The following is a 20,152-nucleotide window of genomic DNA, read 5'->3' as shown; positions in this document are numbered from 1 at the left end:
CTTGAGCGCCAGGACATCGGCGATCTCGCGTGGGGCAAGTGTCCTTGAGCGACATGAGGATTTTTGCCATGGCACTACGATGGCTTCACAAGGCGGAAGAGACGCTGTTCTCGCTGCTGCTGGTAGCGATGGTGCTGCTGGTCTTCGTCGAGGTGGTGTTGCGCTTCGTCTTCAATACCGGCATCAGCTGGTCACAGGAGGCCACGCTGTATCTGGCGGGCTGGTTCGTGCTGATCGGCGTGTCCTGGGGCGTCAAGCAGGGCGCGCACATCGGCGTGGATGTCGTGGTCAAGATGCTGCCGATGCTCTGGCAGCGCGTGGCGACCTTGCTGGCGCTGGCGATCTGCATGGCGTACTGCGTGATGCTGCTGGTCGGCAGTTATGAATATCTCTCGCTGATGAAGATGATCGGCATCGAGCTTGAGGACATCGCGATTCCCAAGTGGTACGCCCTCACCATTCTGCCCATTGCCATGTTGCTGCTGATGCTGCGCTTTGCTGTACTGGGCTGGAAGGTGATTCGTGGCGATGCCAGTGGCTTCGGCTTTCATGACGAAGGCGAGGACAGCATGCATCTGGTGCAGTCGGACGCGCCGGATGGCCAAGACAACGGCGATGCTGGCCGTGACAGTGATCAGGGAACACCACGATGACCATAGCCACTCTGTTTGCGCTGCTGTTCGGCGGCATCTTTCTCGGCATGCCGATCGCCTTTGCGCTGGGCTTCTCGAGTGTCACCACGATCCTGCTGTTTTCCAGTGACTCACTGGGGTCGGTGGCGATCAAGCTGTTCGAAGCCCTGTCGCATCACTACACCCTGCTGGCGATCCCGTTCTTCATTCTCTCCAGCACCTTTCTCTCGACCGGTGGCGTGGCACGTCGCCTGATCACCTTCGCCACCGATGCCATCGGCCACGTGCGCGGTGGACTGGCGATGGCCTCCGTATTGGCATGCATGCTGTTTGCCGCCGTGTCCGGCTCTTCTCCGGCCACGGTGGCGGCGATCGGCTCCATCGTGATCGCGGGCATGGTGCGCCAGGGCTATACCGAGTCCTTCGCGGCGGGCGTGATCACCAATGCCGGGACACTGGGCATCCTGATTCCGCCGTCCATCGTGATGCTGGTGTATTCCGCCGCCACGGAAGTCTCGGCGGCCAAGATGTTCATGGCAGGTCTGATTCCGGGCCTCCTGATGGGCGGTATTTTGATGGTCGCCATCTATATCGCGGCGCGGATCAAGAAGTTGCCGGCTCAGCCTTTCCCCGGCGTACGGGTGCTTGCGCGCTCTGGCCTGATCGCCATGGGCGGTCTGATGTTGATCTTCATCGTGCTGGGCTCGATCTATGGCGGCGTGGCCAGTCCCACCGAAGCCGCGGCCGTGGCCACGGTGTATGCCTGGTTCATCGCCGTGGTGGGCTATCGCGACATGGGGCCGTTGAAGAACGTGCCGTGGCGCAAGGGCAACGAAGCCTGGGGGAGTGCGGGGTTGCGCGCGCTGTGGCAGGTGCCTGCCGGGCTTCTGGGGTCCTTCACCGATCAGGAGGTCAAGAAGGTGGTACTGGATGGCGCGCGCGTCTCGATGATGCTGTTGTTCATCATCGCCAACGCGATGCTGTTCGCGCATGTACTGACCACGGAGCGCATTCCGCACACCATCGCCGAAACCATCATCGGCTGGGGGCTGCCGGCGTGGGGCTTCTTGATCGTGATGAATCTGCTGCTGCTGGCGGCGGGCAACTTCATGGAGCCCTCGGCCATTCTGCTGATCATGGCGCCAATCCTGTTCCCCATCGCGACGCAGCTGGGGATCGACCCGATCCATCTCGGCATCATCATGGTGGTCAACATGGAGATCGGCATGCTGACACCCCCCGTAGGGCTGAACCTCTTCGTGACGGCGGGGATCACCGGCAAGCCGATGACCTGGGTCATTCGGGCAGCATTGCCGTGGTTGTCGCTGTTGCTGCTGTTCCTGGTGTTGATCACCTATGTGCCGGCTATCTCGCTGTTCCTGCCCAACTGGTTGAGCAGTTGAGGATCACTGCCTGCTGACAAGGTGCGATGGAAAGATTGATTGATGACAGAGCTTGATGACAGAGCTTGATGACAGGGAGGGCGACTGGGCTTGTTGACTGGATTTGATGATTGAGTTTGATGACCGATATTGATAGCAGACTCATGAATGAATCATTGGCACAGGGACGGTGCCTTTCATGAAGATAAAGCTGAGAGGAAACCACAACTTGGCATCAGACAAGCACAGCAGTTGACGGGTATTTGTTCTGCGACTTTTGTCGCAAGCGAGGTTTTTCCACAATGAATCCGGGATTAACGCTCAGCGATGCGCTCGGTGATGCAGGAATCCGCGTCAAGACGCATGGTTGTCATGAATCCTTCATTCTTGAGCCCTAGAGTATGCTCACGCCAGACAACCGACCGATGGATAGGTTCAGGAGTGGTGATCGAAAACAGTGTTTTTTTCTGTTGCACATCCTGAAAGCCCGGTATATGGTTTCCCTGCGAGCATTGGATAATAACTAGGCCACAGAGTTTTAGAGGCGTCATCAAGCGCCCGGAACCTTGGTCACTGCCATCGGCAGACACGATCGAACAGTTAACGCTAGTTAAGGAACTATCGCGATGAAAAAGACACTTCTGGCTACTGCCATCGCCGGCGCTGCTGCCCTGGCTGCTACTTCTGCTTCCGCTGCTACTGTCTACAACCAGGACGGTACCAAGCTGGACATCTACGGTAACGTGCAGCTGGCATACACTTATGTCGACCAGCTCGGCGGTGATCCGGAAAGCGAACTGGGTGACAACGGTTCTACCTTCGGTGCCAAGGGCGAGCACAAGATCAACGACGATATCGTTGGTTACTTCAAGGCTGAGTGGGAATACGACGCTGACGAATCCAAGGGCGGCGGCAACGGCCTGAACGATGGCGACCAGTCCTACGTCGGTGCCAAGGGCTCCTTCGGTGACGCGCGTATCGGTTCCTGGGATCAGCTGATGGATGACTGGATCCAGGATCCGATCTCCAACAACGAATACTTCGACCTGACTGACTCCAGCTCCCAGATCACTGGCGACAGCCAGACTCGTGAAGGCAACAAGCTGCAGTACATGTCTCCGGTCATGGGCGGCATGCAGTTCGCCGTCGGTTCCAACTTCGAAGGCGATGGCGAAGACGAGAACATCACCGATTCCAATCAGGCGTCCTTCTTCGCTGGTGCCAAGTACACCGTCGGCGGTTTCTCCCTCGCCGCTGTGTATGACAACCTGGACCAGTTCGAAGCCACCAACGGCAGCGACATCGGTGACCAGTACGGTATCACCGGTCAGTACACCGTCGATGCCCTGCGTATCGCCGTCAAGGCTGAGCGTTTCGCGGGTGAAGAAGATGACACCGACGTCGACTACTACGGTATCGGCGCGCGTTACGGCTACGGCATGGGCGACGTCTACGGCGGCTACCAGTATGTCGACGCTGAAGACGCTTCCACCGTGGCTACTGAAAACGGTGGCGACGACAGCTTCAACGAATTCAACCTGGGTGTGACTTACAACATCTCTTCCGCGATGTACACCTACATTGAATACGCCCAGTACGATCGTTCTGGCGATGCTAGTGACGGCGCTGCAGTCGGCATCTACTACGGCTTCTAAGACGTCTTCAATCGTCTAGCAAGCTAACGAAAGCCGGTCCCTCAGGGCCGGCTTTTTTACGTCTGTCTCTTCTGTGATGACTGACTCCCTGTCCGATGAAGGGAGGGTAGCCAATGCGCAAGCATTAGCGTCATGGTCACGAAAAAAGCCCCTTTGATCTGATGATCAAAGGGGCTTTTATCATGCGCCTCTCAGGGAAATGATGGCGCTGGCGGATAACCTGTCAGCGCAATTATCCGGCCATCATTTCATGGCGTCGAGATCTTCACGCTTGGGCAGTGCGGCATAGGCGCCCGGGCGAGTCACGGCGAAGGCACCGCAGGCTGCAGCACGCTCCAGTGCGGCGTTGAGATGACTCTCGTCTTCGCACCAGTCGCTCAGGTTGTCGGCATTGATGCCGGCTTCGCTGAGGGCTGACAGGAAGCCGCCGATGAAGGCGTCGCCACCGGCCGTGGTATCGACCGCCTTGACGGTGGGCGGCGTGATGCTGACGGTCTCGATGTCGCCGCTCTGCTTGCGCACCAGGGCACGGATCACGCCCGGGCCATCGGTGAGCACGATCAGGCGCACACCGGCTTTCAGGCGCGCTTCGAGCCAGTCGGTCTGCGGCTGACTGCCGGTCAGTGCCTCGACCTCTTCCTGGGACAGCTTGAGGATATCGGCGTTGTCCAGCAGGCGCGTGACCAGGGTCACATCGACCTGCTGGTTTGGCCACAGGTTGTGACGCAGATTGGCATCCACGCTGACCAGAGAGCCTGCAGCACGTGCGCGTGACGCCAGCACGAAGCTGGTGTCCGCGATGCCGGCGTCGGTCAGGCTGTTGCTGCACAGGTGGAAGATGGCGGGGGTCGCGAACAGCTCAGGCCCGGCGTGCTCCGGACGGAACAGCAGGTCAGCGGCCGGCGGACGATAGAAGTCGAAGCGGCGTTCACCCTCTTCATCGCGAGACACGAAGGCGAGTGCGGTGCGCGCATGGCTGGTGCGCTTGACGTGATCCATCTGCACGCCATGAGCGCTCAGTTCGTCGTGCAGGAAGTCACCGAAGCTGTCCTGACCCAGCATGCCGACGAAGTGACTCGGCAGGCCGAGACGGGCACAGGCCACCGCGACGTTGGCCGGTGCGCCGCCCGCGTAGGGCGTGAAGGTTTCCTGCTCGACGGCCTGGCCGCCGAGCTTGTTGGAGAGCATGTCGACGAGCGCTTCGCCGAACGCGATTACCGGAGTCATCAGGAGGAGGTTTCCTTGCGAGTGGTCGTCGTGGAGCCTTTGGCTTTCTTGCCCGGCTTGTCGTTGCTGTCATCCGCCTGGGTGGCGCCACCGGCAGGGAAGTGCTCGCGGACCAGCGCCAGCAGGCCCTGGGTGGACGGATCGAAGGCCTTCACGTCGGTATCGATACGCGCGCTGATTTCCCCGGCGATGCGCTTGCCGAGCTGCACGCCCCACTGGTCGAAGGAGTTGATGTTCCAGATCACGCCCTGCACGAAGACCTTGTGCTCGTAGAGGGCGATCAGTGCGCCGAGGTTGCGCGGGGTCATCTCATCCAGCAGCAGGGTGCTCGACGGGCGGTTGCCCGGGCAATTGTAGTGCGGATCGAGGTTGCTGCCATCCTGGCTGCCTTCCATGAAGGCGTTGGCCTGCGCCAGCATGTTGGTGATCAGCGCGAAGTGGTGCTCTTCGGTACCCGGCTCCGGCTTCAGCGAGGCGATGAAGTCGATGGGCACGTAGCGCGTGCCCTGGTGCAGCAGCTGGAAGAAGGCATGCTGGCCGTTGGAGCCGGTCTCGCCCCACACGATCGGGCCGGTCTTGTAGTCCACCGGACGGCCGAAGATGTCGACTGACTTGCCGTTGGATTCCATGTCCAGCTGCTGCAGGAAGGCGGGCAGCTGATGCAGGGCCTGGTCGTAAGGCACGATGGCTTGGGTCTCGGCGCCCATGAAGTTGATGTACCAGATGCCGATCAGCGCCATCAGGACCGGCATGTTCTCGGCCATCGGCGCATTGATGAAGTGCTGGTCCATCTCATGGGCGCCTTCCAGCAGCTCCATGAAGCCTTCATAGCCGATGGACAGGGCGATGGGCAGGCCGATGGAAGACCACATGGAGTAGCGACCGCCAACCCAGGCCCAGAATTCGAAGACGTTCTCTTCGCGAATGCCGAATTCCTTGGCCGCCTTGCGGTTGGTGGAAGCCGCGACGAAGTGGGCACCGACGTCGGCATCCTGACCGGCGTGCTCCAGGAACCAGCGGCGCGCCGTCTTGGCGTTGAGCAGGGTTTCCTGGGTGGAGAAGGTCTTGGTGGAGACGATGAACAGCGTGGTGGCAGGATCCAGGCGCTTGAGCACCTTCTGGATGTGGTTGCCATCGACGTTGGAGACGAAGTGGAAATTGATTTCCGGGTGGCGATGCTTGAGCAACGCACGGCAGGCCATGTTGGGGCCCAGATCGGAGCCGCCGATGCCGATGTTGACCACGTCGCGAATCCGCTGGCCGTCGAAGCCTTTCCACTCACCGCTGCGCACGGCTTCCGAGAAGGCGCGGATCTGCTCGCGCGTCTTGTGGATTTCCGGCATCACGTCCTTGCCATCGACGATGACCGGCGTGTTGGTCTGGCTGCGCAGTGCGGTGTGCAGCACCGGGCGATTCTCGGTGACGTTGATGATGTCGCCGGAGAACATCTGCGCGCGACGTTGAACGAGTGCAGAGTGCTCAGCCAGTTCGACCAGCGCCTCCATCACCTCATCGGAGATGTGGTGCTTGGAGTAGTCGAGAAACAGGCCGCCGACGCGCAGGCTCATCTTCTCGAAGCGCTTGGGATCCGCCGCGAAGTAATCGCGGATGCGGTCGTTGCGGGTCACCTCGCCCAGCCGGGTCAGCGCCTGCCAGGAAACACTACGGGTCAATTGCAGCATGGAAGTGTCCATCGTATGGGTTGTTGAAGTTCATCGGGGCGGGTCGCATTCTGTGGCGGCCCGACGCACGCTTGCAGGCGAGGCGAAAGTCACTGTCAGTCGGGAGTCGTGTGGATGACACGATTCAGGCGCCGAGAGCTCTCGGTTGGCCGACAAGGTGCGCAAGGTGCCGGCCACGCCGTGAGTCGCGTGGCCGGCTGTCATTCACTCGCCGCTTGCCTCATCACCGCTCAGCGGTGAGATGTGCTGAGCCAGCAGATGCTGAGCGCCCGGCGGCAGCCAGACCGGATCGAGTCGCGTGCAGGCGGTCTCGACACACAGGAAGCTGCGCGCATTCTCGACGCTGGTGTCGGCCGGCGGCGCGTCACCGGGATGCCAGACCACCGTGGAGTCAGAGCCCTGCTTGGCGATGCGCAGCTGACGCTTGCCGTCCTCGAGCACCTGAACCTGGCTGGTCTGGTAGATGCGGTCCAGCGGGCCGCGCACGCCCAGTTCGCCCTGCTGGTCGAAGCGCGAGAAGTCCTGGCTCTTGTCCAGGTAGCTGGCGCCGGCCAGACCAGTGACGCGACACTCGAAGGCATTCGCCACTGCGAAGTAGGTATGCAGCGCGCCGGTCATCTTGATCGGAGCCTCGCCACGGTTTTCCGTGATCAGCTCGACCTTGAGGAAGCGGCGGCTGGCAAAGATCACCACGCGCGGAGAGAGGGCGGCATGCAGCGCTGAGACCGGTGAGGCATGGATCTCGACGCCTTCCTCTTCCTCGTCCACCGCATCGATGCGCCAGTCGGCCTTGCGAGCGGGGCCGTGCAGTTCGCTTTCGCCCTCGGGGAACTCATCCGCGAACCAGGGCCAGCACAGCGGAATGCCGCCGCGAATGCTGCCCGGCAGGGCGGCGGGCGTTTCCGTCACCCACAGCCAGGGAGAGTCGCCCGTCGGCTGATAGTGCAGCACCTGAGCCCCCTGGTGGCAGACCACCAGCTCGCCCCACTCCTGGTTGAGGATCAACAGCGAGCGGCCCTGCCATTCGACAGTGCGTTGGCCAGCGGTGTCGGCGATCAGTGCGCGCAGACTTTCGGGGATCATCTCGAGCTACCTCGATGGTTCAGGAGGTTGCGATGCATCATGCCACCTCTTCATTGTGCAGAGCCTCGGCGGCGCCCAGCAGGCCGGTCCACGGCGCGGTCACCACCCAGGTGGGTATCGCGGCATTGTAACGGCTCAGACGATTCTTGTCGGTGAAGGCGTGGCGGAAATCGCTGCGTATCAGCAGATCCAGGTTGCGCGGCAGCACGCCACCACACAGATAGACCCCGCCGCGCGCCCCCAGCGTGAGTGCTGCATCGCCGGCGACCGCGCCAAGAATCTTCATGAAGCGCATCACGGCATCAAAGGCGAGGGCATTCTGCGGTTCATCGTGATGCAGGTGCTCATGCGCTGCCTGGCTGACGCTGGCCGCACTGTCGAGGGGAGTCGGCAGGCCGCGAAGCTCGCCCAGGGCCTGATAGATCTCGAGCATGCCCTGGCCACACAGCAGGCGCTCCACCGAGACGCGACCATGGCGACGGCGGAAGATGCCGAGCAGGCCATCCTCGATCTCGTCGGTGGGGGCGAAGCTTGCATGCCCCCCTTCGGTCGCGAGAGGAATCCAGTTGTGCGTGCCGCGCACCAGACCCGCGACACCCAGGCCGGTGCCGGGGCCGATCACCAGGCGTGGCGAGGCCGCATCGCCACTACCTTCGGTGAGCTCCTCACCGATGGCCAGACGTTCGCTGGCCTCGATGTGGGGCACGCCCAGCGCCATGGCGGTGAAATCATTCAGGCACTTGAAGCGCTCAAGCCTCAATGATTCGCGCACCTCGCGCTTGAGAAACGTCCAGTGATTGTTGGTCATGCTGACGCGTTCATCATGCACGGGGCAGGCGAAGGCCAGGCAGGCCTCGACGGGTTGCTCGGCCTCTGACAGGCCCAGCATCCGATAGTAGGCCTGGATGGCCTCCTCAAGCCCGGCATGCTCGGCGCAGGCGAGCGTCTGGATGTGCTGCAGGGTGTGGCTGCCCGGCTGGACGAGTGCCAGCCGGGCATTGGTGCCACCGATATCGCCTACCAGAGCAAGGCGATGGGAGGTGTCGCGGGTCATCGTCCGGCATCCTTCCTTTGCGTCAGTGCCTCAGGAGAGTGACAGGGTGCGCCCATCACATCAGGTCGTGGCCGCTGCCCGGCAGGTCGCCGTAGCCAGCAAAGCTGGAGGCGCCTTCCTCGGCACCGCCGACCAGTGAACGCATGCCGGAGAACAGCTCGCGGCCCAGGCCGTGATGATAGCTGTCGCGAGTGATGGTCTCGGCCTCGCGCTCGGCCCATTCGGCTTCATCGACCAGCGCTGTGAGGGTGCCGGCATTGGCATCCAGGCGGACCACGTCACCTTCGCGCAGGCGTGCCAGCGGGCCGCCGTCGAGCGCTTCCGGCGTCATGTGAATGGCGGCCGGGACCTTGCCCGAGGCGCCAGACATGCGGCCATCCGTCACCAGTGCGACCTTGAAGCCGCGGTCCTGCAGGATGCCGAGGTAGGGCGTCAGCTTGTGCAGTTCCGGCATGCCGTTGGCACGCGGGCCCTGGTAGCGCACCACGGCGACCATGTCCTGCTCCAGCTCACCGGCTTCGAAGGCGGCCTTCATCTCATCCTGGTCGCTGAACAGCTTCACCGGCGCTTCGACGAGACGATGCTCTTCCTTGACGGCAGAGACCTTGATCACGCCGCGGCCGAGGTTGCCGTCCAGCACGGTCAGGCCGCCTGTCGGGGCGAACGGGTTGGCCACCGGACGCAGCACATCCTCGTCGAGGCTGTCGGTGGGGCCGTCCTTCCAGACCAGCTTGCCGTTCTCGAGGAAGGGCTCGCGGACATAGCCGGCCAGGGTGCCGCCGTCCTGGGTGGGGATGTCGTGGAGCAGACCCGCCTTGAGCAGTTCACGGATCAGGAAGCTCATGCCGCCGGCCGCCTGGAAGTGATTGATGTCGGCCTGGCCGTTCGGGTAGATGCGCGTCAGGCTCGGCACCACCGCGGAAAGCTCGGTGAAGTCATCCCAGGTGATGGTCACGCCCGCTGCGCCGGCCATCGCGACCAGGTGCAGGGTGTGGTTGGTGGAGCCGCCGGAAGCCAGCAGGCCGACCATGGCATTGACGATGGCGCGGGCATCGATCTGGCGATAGAAGGGACGGTAGTCGCCGCCGACTTCACTGTTGCGGATGGTCTGCTCGGCGGCGTGACGCGTCAGGGCTTCGCGCAGCGGGGTGCCCGGATTGACGAAGGACGCGCCCGGCAGGTGCAGGCCCATCAGCTCGACCATCAGCTGGTTGGAGTTGGCGGTGCCATAGAAGGTGCAGGTGCCCGGGCTGTGGTAGGACGCGGACTCGGCTTCCAGCAGCGCATCGCGGCCGACCTTGCCTTCGGCGAACAACTGACGGACACGCGCCTTCTCGTTGTTGGGCAGGCCGGAGGGCATCGGGCCGGCCGGCACGAACAGCGTCGGCAGGTGGCCGAAGCGTGCGGCGGCGATGAACAGGCCCGGGACGATCTTGTCGCACACGCCGAGGAACAGGGCGCCATCGAACATGTTGTGCGACAGGCCGACAGCGGCGGCCATGGCGATCAGGTCGCGGGAGAACAGCGACAGCTCCATGCCCGGTTGACCCTGGGTCACGCCATCGCACATCGCGGGCACGCCGCCGGCGAACTGGGCGGTGGAGCCCATCGCCTGGACAGCTTCCTTGATGATGCGCGGGTAGTCCTCGAACGGTTGGTGGGCGGACAACATGTCGTTATATGACGAAATAATGCCCAGGTTGGCCGAGTTCATCAGCTTGAGACGATTCTTGTCGGTCTCGCCACAGGCGGCAAAGCCGTGCGCCAGGTTGCCACAGGAGAGCTCGGAGCGGTGTACACCGCGGCGCTGCTGGCTTTCCATCAACTGCTCATAGGCGGCGCGGCGTTCGCGGGAGCGGTCGATGATGCGCTGGGTCACGTGCTCTACGGTCTGGTTGACTGACATGCTCTTACCTCATGTATCAGGCGGCGCAGGGCGCCGAGGCTGGCGAAAGAAAGCGTTTCCCGCTGTGTGGGCGTGCTGCTATCCGGCGACGCTATCCAGTGGTGATGGCGGTGTAAAGCCTCTGGCCTCACTCGTGTCGCGTCGTTCGGTTGCCGGGGTAGCCTACAGTAGCGCGTCATGGCGCTCGAGAAACGGTTTTGTTCGGAATATTCGGTAAATTTAACAAAAAAACTGCTTGAAGACTGGACGACTTTCGGCCAAATTATGGGAAAAGCGTGTAGGATAATTTCACGGAACGCATTGCAGGCTTTCGTTCCTGGATCAGGTCTGGTCCTGCACCCGCCATACGCCACAGGAGTTGAATCATGACATTACGCGTCGCCATCAATGGTTTTGGTCGCATCGGTCGCAACGTGCTGCGTGCGCTGTATGAAGGTCAGTACAACGATCGTATCCAGGTCGTCGCTATCAATGATCTGGGTGATCCGAAGCTCAATGCTCACCTGCTGAGCCGCGATACCGTCCACGGCCGTTTCGCCGAGACTGTCTCGCACGACGAAGAGAATCTGTTCGTCGGTGACGACAAGATCCGCATCCTGGCCGAGCGTGACCCGGCCCAGCTGCCGTGGTCCAGCCTGGACATCGACCTGGTGATGGAATGCACCGGTCTGTTCACCAAGCGTGCTGCCGCTGCCAAGCACATCGAAGCCGGCGCCAAGCGTGTGCTGATCTCCGCGCCGAGCGGCGATGCCGATGCAACTGTCGTGTTCGGCGTCAACGAAGATGTGCTGAAGGCCGAGCATCAGGTCGTTTCCAACGCGTCATGCACCACCAACTGCCTGGCGCCGGTCGCCAAGGCGCTGAATGATGAAGTCGGCATCGAGAACGGCCTGATGACCACCATTCACGCCTACACCAACGATCAGAACCTGTCGGATGTCTACCACTCCGACCCGTACCGTGCCCGCAGCGCGACCCATTCCATGATCCCGACCAAGACCGGTGCCGCCGCGGCAGTGGGTCTGGTGCTGCCGGAACTGAACGGCAAGCTGGATGGTCTGGCGATCCGCGTGCCGGTCATCAACGTGTCGCTGGTCGATCTGACCTTCACCGCGTCGCGTGATACCTCCATCGAAGAGATCAACGCCATCGTGGCCAAGGCCGCCGAAGGCTCCAGCGTGCTGGCCGTCAACGAGCTGCCGCTGGTGTCCATCGACTTCAACCACGATGCACACTCTTCCACCTTCGACAGCAATCACACTCGCGTCAGCGAAGATCGCCTGGTCAAGGTCATGGCGTGGTACGACAACGAGTGGGGCTTCTCCAACCGTATGCTCGACACTGCGTTGGCAATGCAAGCCGCCAAGTAAGCACTTGGTGAGTCCCGCGCGGCCTTTGATCCCTCATCGATCAACCCAAAAGGCCGCGCGGGACAGCAAGAATTCGGGGGCCTGTCAGTCTGTTGGCAAGACAGGAGGGCAGGCTCCCAACAGGTGAGGACGAGTGGCCCGAGGATTCTCGCGTCGCGCTCAGGCTCCACGGACAAGGCAATGCCATTCGTCCCCTTTGAATCGGTGGTCGGTCAGGGTTGGCGCCAAGACCGGCTTCGATGCTGCTCGGAATGACATCGCGTCATCCATTTTTGAACCTCTCCCAATGGGAGAGGTTTTTTTTGCGCACCACGAAAGTGCGGGAGGTGCTCCAAGGCGCAAAGTGTCGTTGTCTTGCGTCAATGGCGTGACCTTATGGCAACTTTTCTGAGCACGATCGCGACAGAGTCGGGTCAGGTGGTGTGAAACGTGCACTGATACGTCGAGAAAGGTGGTCAACATGTCGTCATCGTAATTCACGGTCGAGTGAAATTAGCGAAACTGTGGCGGTGTGTTACACTTCGCACCTGTTGGCCTTGCGTCTATCAGTGAGCCAGGTCATGACAACGTCAAATCATGCAGGCGGCCCTATGGCCTGCGAGTGATCCATTGTTGTGCGCAATTCAGGGAAGGTATTGCCACACTGCCGCACACTCTCCGGCAGTTATCTCGACTTCCACAGCAGGCTGTCTCAGATGCACGATGCCATCCGCGAAGCTCATGAATTGATCGGTGCTACCTTGCGCGACCCGCGTACTCAGCGCGAGGGCAAGGTCGTGGGTATGGACCTGGGGCGTGAGCAGCCGGCGATCTATGTGCTATGGCAGGAAAGTGTCGCAGCGGAGCGCATCGGCATGGAGCCGGATGATTTTCGCGCGTTGCTCGAGCACCTGCGGGCGCGCCTGCCGGTCAAGGCGCCTTCCGCCCAGCAGGACAAGGACAGCAGGCAGTCGCGGCGTCACAAGCGCAAGGCCCCGCGCGCTACCGCCCAGCCGGCTGGCGAGGGCAACGACGGCCGCAGCGGCGCACCTGATGCCCCGTCCTCCGCGCTCATCGACGATGCCATGCCGCGTTCCGCGCAAGGCTAGATCTTTCCAGGCCAGCTCTGATCAAGTCAGCTCTGTTCAAGGCCAGCTCTGTTCAAGGTGAGCTCTCAAAAAAGCCCGAAGCTTATGCTTCGGGCTTTTTGCATCCATGAGGTTTTCCCTTCGGTGCCGCTTGCGTGATATTCGCCCACAACAATTGCGCCAGCGCTGCCGATAAGGGAGATAGTCAGACGCAAAGGCAAAGGTCGCCATCGTTCATATGCCGTCATCTGCCCGGATCTTCGCGCAACCAAGCGTTGGGGGTACTGCTGGCTGCCAGCGCCATGGATAGGGCATTCTTGAGCAAACCGCATGACAGAGAAGGGGTTTCACGTTGCCTGAATCATTCGCGGATAGTCGTTTGCTGCAGCATCATTATGCTGTCGTGGCAGATGTGTTGTTCACGCTCAGTGCTGATGGTCAGCGCCTGATTGCCATGAATGCAGCGGCGGAACACCTGCTGGGATATACGGTGCGGGATTTTCTCAAGCAGCCGGAGCTCTGGCTTTCGCTGGTGATCACCGCCGACCGGCAGCGGTTGAGTGACTTTCGCGCCTCGATGGGGCGGGTCGAGCGCACGACGTATCGCATGCGCGACCGCAGCGGGCAGATGTTGTTGCTCGAGGAATGTCTGTGGAGTTCCGGTGTGGGGCATCCGCTGTGTGGACGAGTGACGGATATCACGCAGCGTGACAAGGCCAATGAGCAGGAGCAGCAGCTGGCGCGTGCCTATCGTCTGATGATGGTGCGCAGCCGTGACCCGATGGCGATCCTGCTGCTCAAGGATGAGAGCCTGGTGATCAGTCATGCCAACCCGGCCTGGCATCTCTATCACGATGCGGCCTGTGCGCATTCCCGCCTCTCGCTTGAGCACCTCTACCTCCCTCATGTCCTGCGTAGCCTGGAGAGAGCCGAACCCTGGCAATGCGATATCAGCCTGTCGCTGCCGCGGGGGGAATCCAGGTTATCCGTGCAGATGGTCAGTCTGGGACGCTCACTCGCCGACGAGGGGCGTCAGGTGGCCGTGATGGCGCGCGACATCACCCAGGTACATCAACGTCTCGAGCATGTGATCGATCAACAGCAACGTCTGGCGCGGCGGGTGGATGAGACACCCGGCGCGCACTACGCGACCGCTGGTGAATGGCCGCCAGAGGAATTGGAGTATCTGTCGGCAGGCAGCGAGGCGCTCACCGGGCTTTCACATGACCTGCTGATGGCCAGCCCGGGTCTCTGGCAGGCCCGATTGGCGCCGGATGAGCTGACCATCTGTCAGCAGCGCTTTGATGAGGCCGTGCGGGAGCGCCATAGTCGTCTGAGTCTGTGTTACGCCTTCGTGCATGTGGATGGGCGCAAGCGCTATCTCCAGGATGACATGCAGCTGAGTTACTCGCCTGTGGGAGAGGTCACCGCCGTGCTCGGCAAGCTCAGTGATGTCACCCAGCGCGAAGCGCATCGGCGCCAATTGGACAACCTTGTCCAGCAGATGCGCGGCGTCGTCTTCCAGTGTCGCCTGAGTCGGGAGGGTGAGCTGCGTTATACCTACCTTTCGCCAGTTGCCTCGCAAGTGCTGGGGCTCGACCCGCAGGCCGTCATCGACGACCCCATGCTGCTGCTGGCGCGCATCGCGGGTCGCGAGCGTGAGCAGCTGCTCATGTCACTGCAGACCAGTGCCCGGCAGCAATCGCCCTGGGAGGCGGAGATACGCTATCAGCATCCGGATGGTCAGGAGCGCAGGCTGGCGTGTGTCGGGCTGCCGCAGGTGATCGACTCCCCCGAGGGCGGCGTGATCTGGCATGGCTATTGTGACGATGCCACCGCTCGATACCGTATCGAGGATGAGCTGCGCCAGAGCGAGGAGCGCTATCGCTTCATCCTCAACTCCGTCAGCGATCTGGTCAGCATCGAGGACTCCCACGGCATCTGTCAGTACATCAGCCCCTCGGTGGAAAAGCTCTGCGGTTATCGCCCGCAGGAGATCATCGGCCAGGAGATCAAGCAGCTGATCCATCCCGATGACATGCTGCGCATCGCGCAGGAGGTCCATCGTGCCGCCTGTCTCGGCGAAGTGTTTCGAGTCGACTTCAGGATTCAACACAAGGCTGGGCATACGCTGTGGTTCGAGTCGATCTCGACGCCCTCGATGGACCCCGCCACCGGGCGTTATCAGCGCGTGCTGTCGGTGTCGCGCAACATTCATGAGCGCAAGCTGGTCGAGCAGCGTCGCGAGCATGAAGCGATGACGGACGCCATGACCGGCGCCATGACCCGGGCCAGCTTCCTCGACACGCTCGACACCCTGCTGAGCTCGTCATCGCGGGAGCAGATGGCGTTGATCCTGTTTGATATCGACCACTTCAAGCGCGTCAATGACACTCACGGCCATGCGGCGGGCGATCAGGTGCTGATCAGTCTTGGTGAGGCGTGTCGTGCCCAGCTGCGGCGCGATGACTGCTTTGCGCGTCTGGGCGGCGAGGAGTTTGCCGTCCTGCTCACCGATGCCGGTACCGCCACCGGTGTCGGAATGGCCGAGCGCCTGCGACAGCAGATCGCGGCGCTGGAGGTGCGCTTCAAGTCGCTGATACTGCGCTGCACCATCAGCATGGGAGTGGCGACACCGCTGCCGGGGGAGACCCGGGATGGCTACCTGCACCGTGCCGATATGGCGCTCTACAGTGCCAAGCGCAGCGGTCGCGATCGGGTGGTGCTGGCATCGCAGTCCTTGAGCGAGGACAATTGAGCCAATACCGGTGATCAATCGGGCACACCTGCAGCCGGTGTCTCGGGTTGTGGATCGCGTCATGCAAGTGGATCACGTCATACAAGGAGTAGGCGATGCGAATGTTACGTGGCTGGTGCGCTGGCACCCTGTTGTTTGCACAGTCGGTATTTTCCGCCGGACAGGCCATGGCCGCCGAGGATGCACCGCTGGTCAATCGTCTCGAGGGGCCGCAGGTGGTCACGGAGACGGTGACCTATAGGGCCAATGGTGAGGAGCACGTAGGCCTGATCGCACGCGATGCCAAGGCGCAGGGGCGTCGACCCGGTATCCTGCTGGTGCATGAGTGGTGGGGCTTGAACAGCTACGCCCGCAAGCGCGCCGAACAATTGGCAGGGCTTGGCTACGTGGTCATGGCCGTCGACATGTATGGCGGTGGGCGCACGGCCGAGCATCCCAAGGAGGCCGGCGCCTTCTCCTCTGCGGTGATGAGCGACTGGCCGAAGGCGGAATCCAGCTTCAATTCGGCGCTGGCGGTGCTGCGCTCACGCCCGGAAGTCGATGGCGAGCGCATGGCGGCGATCGGCTACTGCTTCGGCGGTGCCGTGGTGCTCAACATGGCGCTGACCGGAGCGCCGCTCAAGGCGGTCGTCAGCTTCCATGGCAGCCCGTCGATTGCCGTGACGGAGCCCGAGCCGTTTGCCGGCCGGGTCGTGATCCAGAATGGCGCGGCAGATACGCTGGTGGCGCAGGAGGATCTCGACAAGCTGGTCGCGACCTTCCAGTCACTCGAGACGCGCACCACGCTGATCCAGTATCCGGGTGCCAAGCACGCCTTCACCAATCCGGAATCGGATGCCAAGGCGGCCAAGTACGATCTGCCGCTGGGCTATGACGCGGCCGCGGATTCGGCTTCCTGGCAGGTCATGCTCAACCTGTTCAATGAGGTCTTCAAGACACCGAAGAAGTCCGTCAAGACCTGAGTCGTCAAGACCTGAGCTGCAAGACCTGAGCCGTCGTCACCGGTGCTGAAGGTGATCGACATGAAAAAGCCCGCCCGGGAAGTTTCCGGGCGGGCTTTTTCATGGGACTTTTTCTAGCAGCTATTTCATGAGCCTGTTTCAAGGTCTCTGGCAGGAGGCCATGGCAAGGCGTTCAGCGATCGCTGAGCGTGCGCTTCAATCCAGCTCCTTGAGTGACAGCACCTGGTGCGCCAGACGAATCATGTCGGGGTCGCCGGTGTGTTTGCTCGAGACATCGGACAGCTTGATCACCGGCACCCACTCCTGGCCCTCGGGACGGGCTTCGGTCATCTTGATCACCATGTTCATCGGCTGCGGGCCGACATCATTGGTGAAGTTGGTGCCGATACCGAACGACATGCCGATACGTCCGGCGCAATAGCGCACGATGCGATCGACCTTGTCGGTGTCCAGACCATCGGAGAACACGATGGTCTTGGTCTTGGGGTCGATGCCCAGTGACTCATAGTGACGGATGGTGGTCTCGGCGAAGTCGATGGGGTCACCACTGTCGTGGCGCACGCCGTCAAACAGCTTGGCGAACTTCTTGTCGAAGCTCTTGAAGAAGGCCTGGCTGGTGAAGGTGTCAGACAGGGCGATCCCCAGGTCACCGCGATAGACCTTGACCCAGTTCTCCAGCGCCAGGATGTTGGCCATCTTGAAGCCGAAGCGCGCGGCATGAAACATGAACCACTCATGGGCGTGCGTGCCGATCGGCTTGATGCCGTGGCGCTGTGCCATGTGCACGTTGCTGGTGCCGATGAAGCAGCCGCGGCCGTGGTCCTTGAGACCCGCGACCACCTTGTCGTGCACATCGTAGGAGTGACGACGACGAGTGCCGAATTCCGCCACGCGGATGCCGAGACGCTTGTAGTGCTCGATCTTGGCCAGGGTGCTGTCGCGCAGGGCCTGATCGCTGTCGCGTTGATCTCCGCCCAGCTGATACCAGAGCTCGCTGATCATCGCCATCAGCGGGACTTCCCACAGGATGGTGCGATACCAGTAGCCTTCGATATGCACCTCCAGCTCATCACCGGTCTGGGTGATGGTGATTTCGGAGGGATCGAAGCGGAAGCCCGCCAGGAAGTCGCGGTAGGTCGGGTCCAGGAAGGGGCAGTGAAGCTCGAGGAAGGATTTCTCTTCCACGCTCAATGCCAGTTCGGCCATGTTGTCTACCGCGATGCGCAAGGCCTCGCCGAACCCCGGCGGGAACGAATGCTCGCCACGGTTGATGAAGGCGTAGCGAGCGCGCGCATACGGAAACAGTTTCACCACGGCGTTCTGCATGGTGAACTTGTAGAAATCATTATCGAGAATCGAGTACAACATCGAGGCTCGCTCAGTATCAAGGCGGCTCGGGGGAACCGGAATCGCTGGCAGGGCAGACGCTGCGAGAGGCAGGCATGCCCCGCTGGCACGGGGAAGCAATGTCGACGCATTATCCGTGCAGGCGCGCTGCACGTTCAAGCCGGAGTGCCTAGGCGCTGGTCAGGCGCTGGTCAGGTGCTGAATGCCATTATGCCGAACATGGTCAGCATCATGCCGCCGAACATCAGCAGGCCGGCCAGCGATAGGGCGATCAGCAGGTAGCCGAGAATCAGTCCGGCCAGGGCCCAGCTGTCACCGGCTTCGCCACTGCGGCGGATCTGGCTGCGCGCAATGTGGCCACACACGACGCCGCCGAGTGCCGCAGGCGCGAGCAGGCAGCCGAGCACGCTCAGGGCAAAGGCGGCCACTGCCATGAGATTCGTGCTGGCGTGGGTGTCCTGCGCGGGCGGGGTCGGCGCATAAGGCCCTTGAGAGGGCCCTTGCGAGGACTCTTGAGCGCGCCCCTGGGGCTGTGAGCCGCTCGTGGACGTATCGTCGGGCGGCGTGGGAGTCTCTGTCATGTGGGTCTCGTTGTCCTGCATCATGACGACACACTAGCATGTCCTGGGTTGTGCGGCATGTCTGCACCAGTGGTAGGCATGGCAAGACTATGAGGAGAGTACGGTGACAGGGCAATGGCAGGCAGAGGATGAGGCTGCGACAGGGTCGGCGGCTCAGGCGGCGACAGGGTCGGCAACAGGCCAGCAGCAGGCTGCGAGCGCCGCAGGTACCGCAGAGAAACAGGGCTGGCGCCTGGAGGTGCTGGATTCCCTCGACGCCCTCACCGCCAGTGAATGGAATGCGCTGGCAGGCGATGACTATCCCTTCCTGCAACATGCCTATCTGAGCGCGCTGGAAAGCTGCGGTGCGGCCAGCGCCGGCAGTGGTTGGCATCCTGCCCATCTGGTAGTGCGCGACGCCGACGGCCGCTTGCTGGCGGGGCTGCTGCGCTATCTCAAGCTGCACTCGCGTGGCGAATATGTGTTCGACCAGCAGTGGGCGGAGGCCCTGGAGCAGGCGGGTGGGCGCTATTATCCCAAGCAGTTGACTGCCGTGCCGTTCACTCCCAGCGATGGCCCACGCCTTGTCACCTCGCCACAGTTGGCGTCGCCCGCAGCCCGGCGTGCCTTGCTTGAGTGGTTATGGCCGCATCTCAAGGCTGGCATCGCACCCGCGGCTGAGCCGGGTAGCGCGCTACGTCGTTATGAGCACAGCGGGTTTCATCTGCTGTTTGTCTCGGCAGAGGAGCGGCAAGACTGGCAGGCGGCGATTCCGGAGCTGATTTCGCGTCCCGGGATGCAATATCACTGGCAGTCACGCGGCGAGCCGGACTTTGCCACCTGGCTTGAGAGTCTGCGTTCCAAACGGCGCAAGGAGATCCGGCGCGAGCGGCGCAAGGTCGCCGAGCAAGGCTTCACGCTGGCCAGGCTCGAGGGAGCGCAGATTGGCTCTGACGATATCGAGGCCTTCTACCGCTGCTACTGCATGACCTATCTCGAGCGCGGCCAGCGCCCTTATCTGCCGCTCGATTTCTTCCAGCAGCTCAGGCGCAGCATGCCCGAGCGATTGCTGCTGGTGCAGGCGCGAGATGAGCAGGGCGCGCCGGTGGCGGCAGCCTTGTGTCTGATCGGCAGTGATTGCCTGTATGGTCGTTGGTGGGGCAGCGAAGTCCATGCCGACTGTCTGCACTTCGAGGTCTGCTATTACCAGGGGCTCGAATTCTGCCTGCAGCGAGGGCTCAAGCGCTTCGATCCCGGCACCCAGGGTGAGCACAAGATCAGTCGCGGTTTCGCGGCGTATGCCACCGGGTCGCTGCATTGGCTGATGCATCCCGGGCTTCAGGAGGCGGTGGCAGAGGCGGTCGAGGAGGAGGCACGTTGGCTCAGCAAGGCGCGTCAGCAGGTGACGGCAATGCTGCCCTACCGGGAGGCCGCGCCTCAGACAGCGCAGGAGTGATGACCCTCAGC

Annotated in this window: 15 protein-coding genes; 8 read left to right on the top strand and 7 right to left on the bottom strand. The window is 62.1% G+C overall.

Annotation, left to right across the window (positions count from 1 at the left end; all coding sequences use genetic code 11):
- The first annotated feature begins 68 nt into the window (after positions 1 to 68).
- The 3 genes from U0O11_RS13400 (at position 69) to U0O11_RS13390 (ending at position 3,669) form a co-directional block, all read left to right on the top strand.
- Positions 69 to 653, top strand: a complete 585-nt coding sequence (locus tag U0O11_RS13400) for a TRAP transporter small permease (protein ID WP_153636387.1) — start codon at positions 69 to 71, stop codon at positions 651 to 653.
- Positions 650 to 2,035, top strand: coding sequence for a TRAP transporter large permease (locus U0O11_RS13395; RefSeq protein WP_043331424.1), 1,386 nt, complete (start codon positions 650 to 652; stop codon positions 2,033 to 2,035). The genes U0O11_RS13400 and U0O11_RS13395 overlap by 4 nt, the downstream gene beginning before the upstream one ends.
- A 605-nt stretch (positions 2,036 to 2,640) precedes the next feature.
- Positions 2,641 to 3,669 carry a porin gene (locus U0O11_RS13390; RefSeq protein WP_153636386.1) on the top strand — a complete coding sequence of 343 codons (1,029 nt, stop codon included), beginning with the start codon at positions 2,641 to 2,643 and terminating at the stop codon, positions 3,667 to 3,669.
- Positions 3,670 to 3,912: 243 nt separating this feature from the next.
- Here U0O11_RS13390 and U0O11_RS13385 read toward each other — a convergent pair whose 3' ends face one another.
- The 5 genes from U0O11_RS13385 to edd form a co-directional block, all read right to left on the bottom strand.
- Positions 3,913 to 4,896 (bottom strand): carbohydrate kinase family protein, encoded by a 984-nt coding sequence (locus U0O11_RS13385; protein ID WP_054555573.1) that lies wholly within the window; start codon positions 4,894 to 4,896, stop codon positions 3,913 to 3,915.
- Positions 4,896 to 6,578, bottom strand: coding sequence for a glucose-6-phosphate isomerase (gene pgi, locus U0O11_RS13380; RefSeq protein WP_054555572.1), 1,683 nt, complete (start codon positions 6,576 to 6,578; stop codon positions 4,896 to 4,898). The genes U0O11_RS13385 and pgi overlap by 1 nt, the downstream gene beginning before the upstream one ends.
- A gap of 204 nt (positions 6,579 to 6,782) precedes the next feature.
- Positions 6,783 to 7,661, bottom strand: coding sequence for a D-hexose-6-phosphate mutarotase (locus U0O11_RS13375; RefSeq protein WP_153636385.1), 879 nt, complete (start codon positions 7,659 to 7,661; stop codon positions 6,783 to 6,785).
- 37 nt (positions 7,662 to 7,698) lie between these two features.
- Complete coding sequence (glk, locus tag U0O11_RS13370; RefSeq protein WP_153636384.1) at positions 7,699 to 8,715, bottom strand: glucokinase; 1,017 nt, start codon at positions 8,713 to 8,715, stop codon at positions 7,699 to 7,701.
- A 55-nt stretch (positions 8,716 to 8,770) separates the two neighbouring features.
- Positions 8,771 to 10,621 (bottom strand): phosphogluconate dehydratase, encoded by a 1,851-nt coding sequence (gene edd / locus U0O11_RS13365; RefSeq protein WP_054555569.1) that lies wholly within the window; start codon positions 10,619 to 10,621, stop codon positions 8,771 to 8,773.
- 365 nt (positions 10,622 to 10,986) lie between these two features.
- Between edd and gap the strand changes: the two genes are divergently transcribed.
- The 4 genes from gap to U0O11_RS13345 all read left to right on the top strand — a co-directional run bounded on the left by gap (position 10,987) and on the right by U0O11_RS13345 (position 16,778).
- Entirely contained in the window at positions 10,987 to 11,991 is a 1,005-nt protein-coding gene (gap, locus tag U0O11_RS13360) for a type I glyceraldehyde-3-phosphate dehydrogenase (protein ID WP_043331416.1), read from the top strand.
- A gap of 695 nt (positions 11,992 to 12,686) precedes the next feature.
- A complete protein-coding gene (locus U0O11_RS13355; RefSeq protein ID WP_225347129.1) occupies positions 12,687 to 13,079 on the top strand; it encodes a hypothetical protein in 393 nt (130 codons plus the stop codon).
- 382 nt (positions 13,080 to 13,461) lie between these two features.
- On the top strand, positions 13,462 to 15,816 hold the full coding sequence (locus tag U0O11_RS13350) for a sensor domain-containing diguanylate cyclase (RefSeq protein ID WP_286989383.1): 2,355 nt from the start codon (positions 13,462 to 13,464) through the stop codon (positions 15,814 to 15,816).
- Positions 15,817 to 15,911: 95 nt separating this feature from the next.
- Complete coding sequence (locus U0O11_RS13345) at positions 15,912 to 16,778, top strand: dienelactone hydrolase family protein (protein WP_225347127.1); 867 nt, start codon at positions 15,912 to 15,914, stop codon at positions 16,776 to 16,778.
- A 195-nt stretch (positions 16,779 to 16,973) separates the two neighbouring features.
- On the opposite strand, the gene pncB is transcribed toward U0O11_RS13345, so the two are convergent.
- The gene (gene pncB / locus U0O11_RS13340; RefSeq protein ID WP_043331412.1) at positions 16,974 to 18,146 is read right to left on the bottom strand and encodes a nicotinate phosphoribosyltransferase; all 1,173 of its coding nucleotides are present in this window, start codon (positions 18,144 to 18,146) and stop codon (positions 16,974 to 16,976) included.
- A gap of 170 nt (positions 18,147 to 18,316) precedes the next feature.
- On the bottom strand, positions 18,317 to 18,706 hold the full coding sequence (locus U0O11_RS13335; protein ID WP_225347126.1) for a DUF4190 domain-containing protein: 390 nt from the start codon (positions 18,704 to 18,706) through the stop codon (positions 18,317 to 18,319).
- 103 nt (positions 18,707 to 18,809) lie between these two features.
- On the opposite strand from U0O11_RS13335, the gene U0O11_RS13330 reads away from it, so the two are divergent.
- Positions 18,810 to 20,141: a GNAT family N-acetyltransferase gene (locus U0O11_RS13330; protein ID WP_225347125.1), complete on the top strand. Its 1,332-nt coding sequence runs from the start codon at positions 18,810 to 18,812 to the stop codon at positions 20,139 to 20,141.
- The last annotated feature ends 11 nt before the right edge of the window (positions 20,142 to 20,152 follow it).

It is taken from the genome of Cobetia sp. D5 (assembly GCF_035666195.1).
GTDB lineage: Bacteria > Pseudomonadota > Gammaproteobacteria > Pseudomonadales > Halomonadaceae > Cobetia > Cobetia amphilecti.
This window is presented reverse-complemented; position numbering and strand designations above follow the sequence as displayed.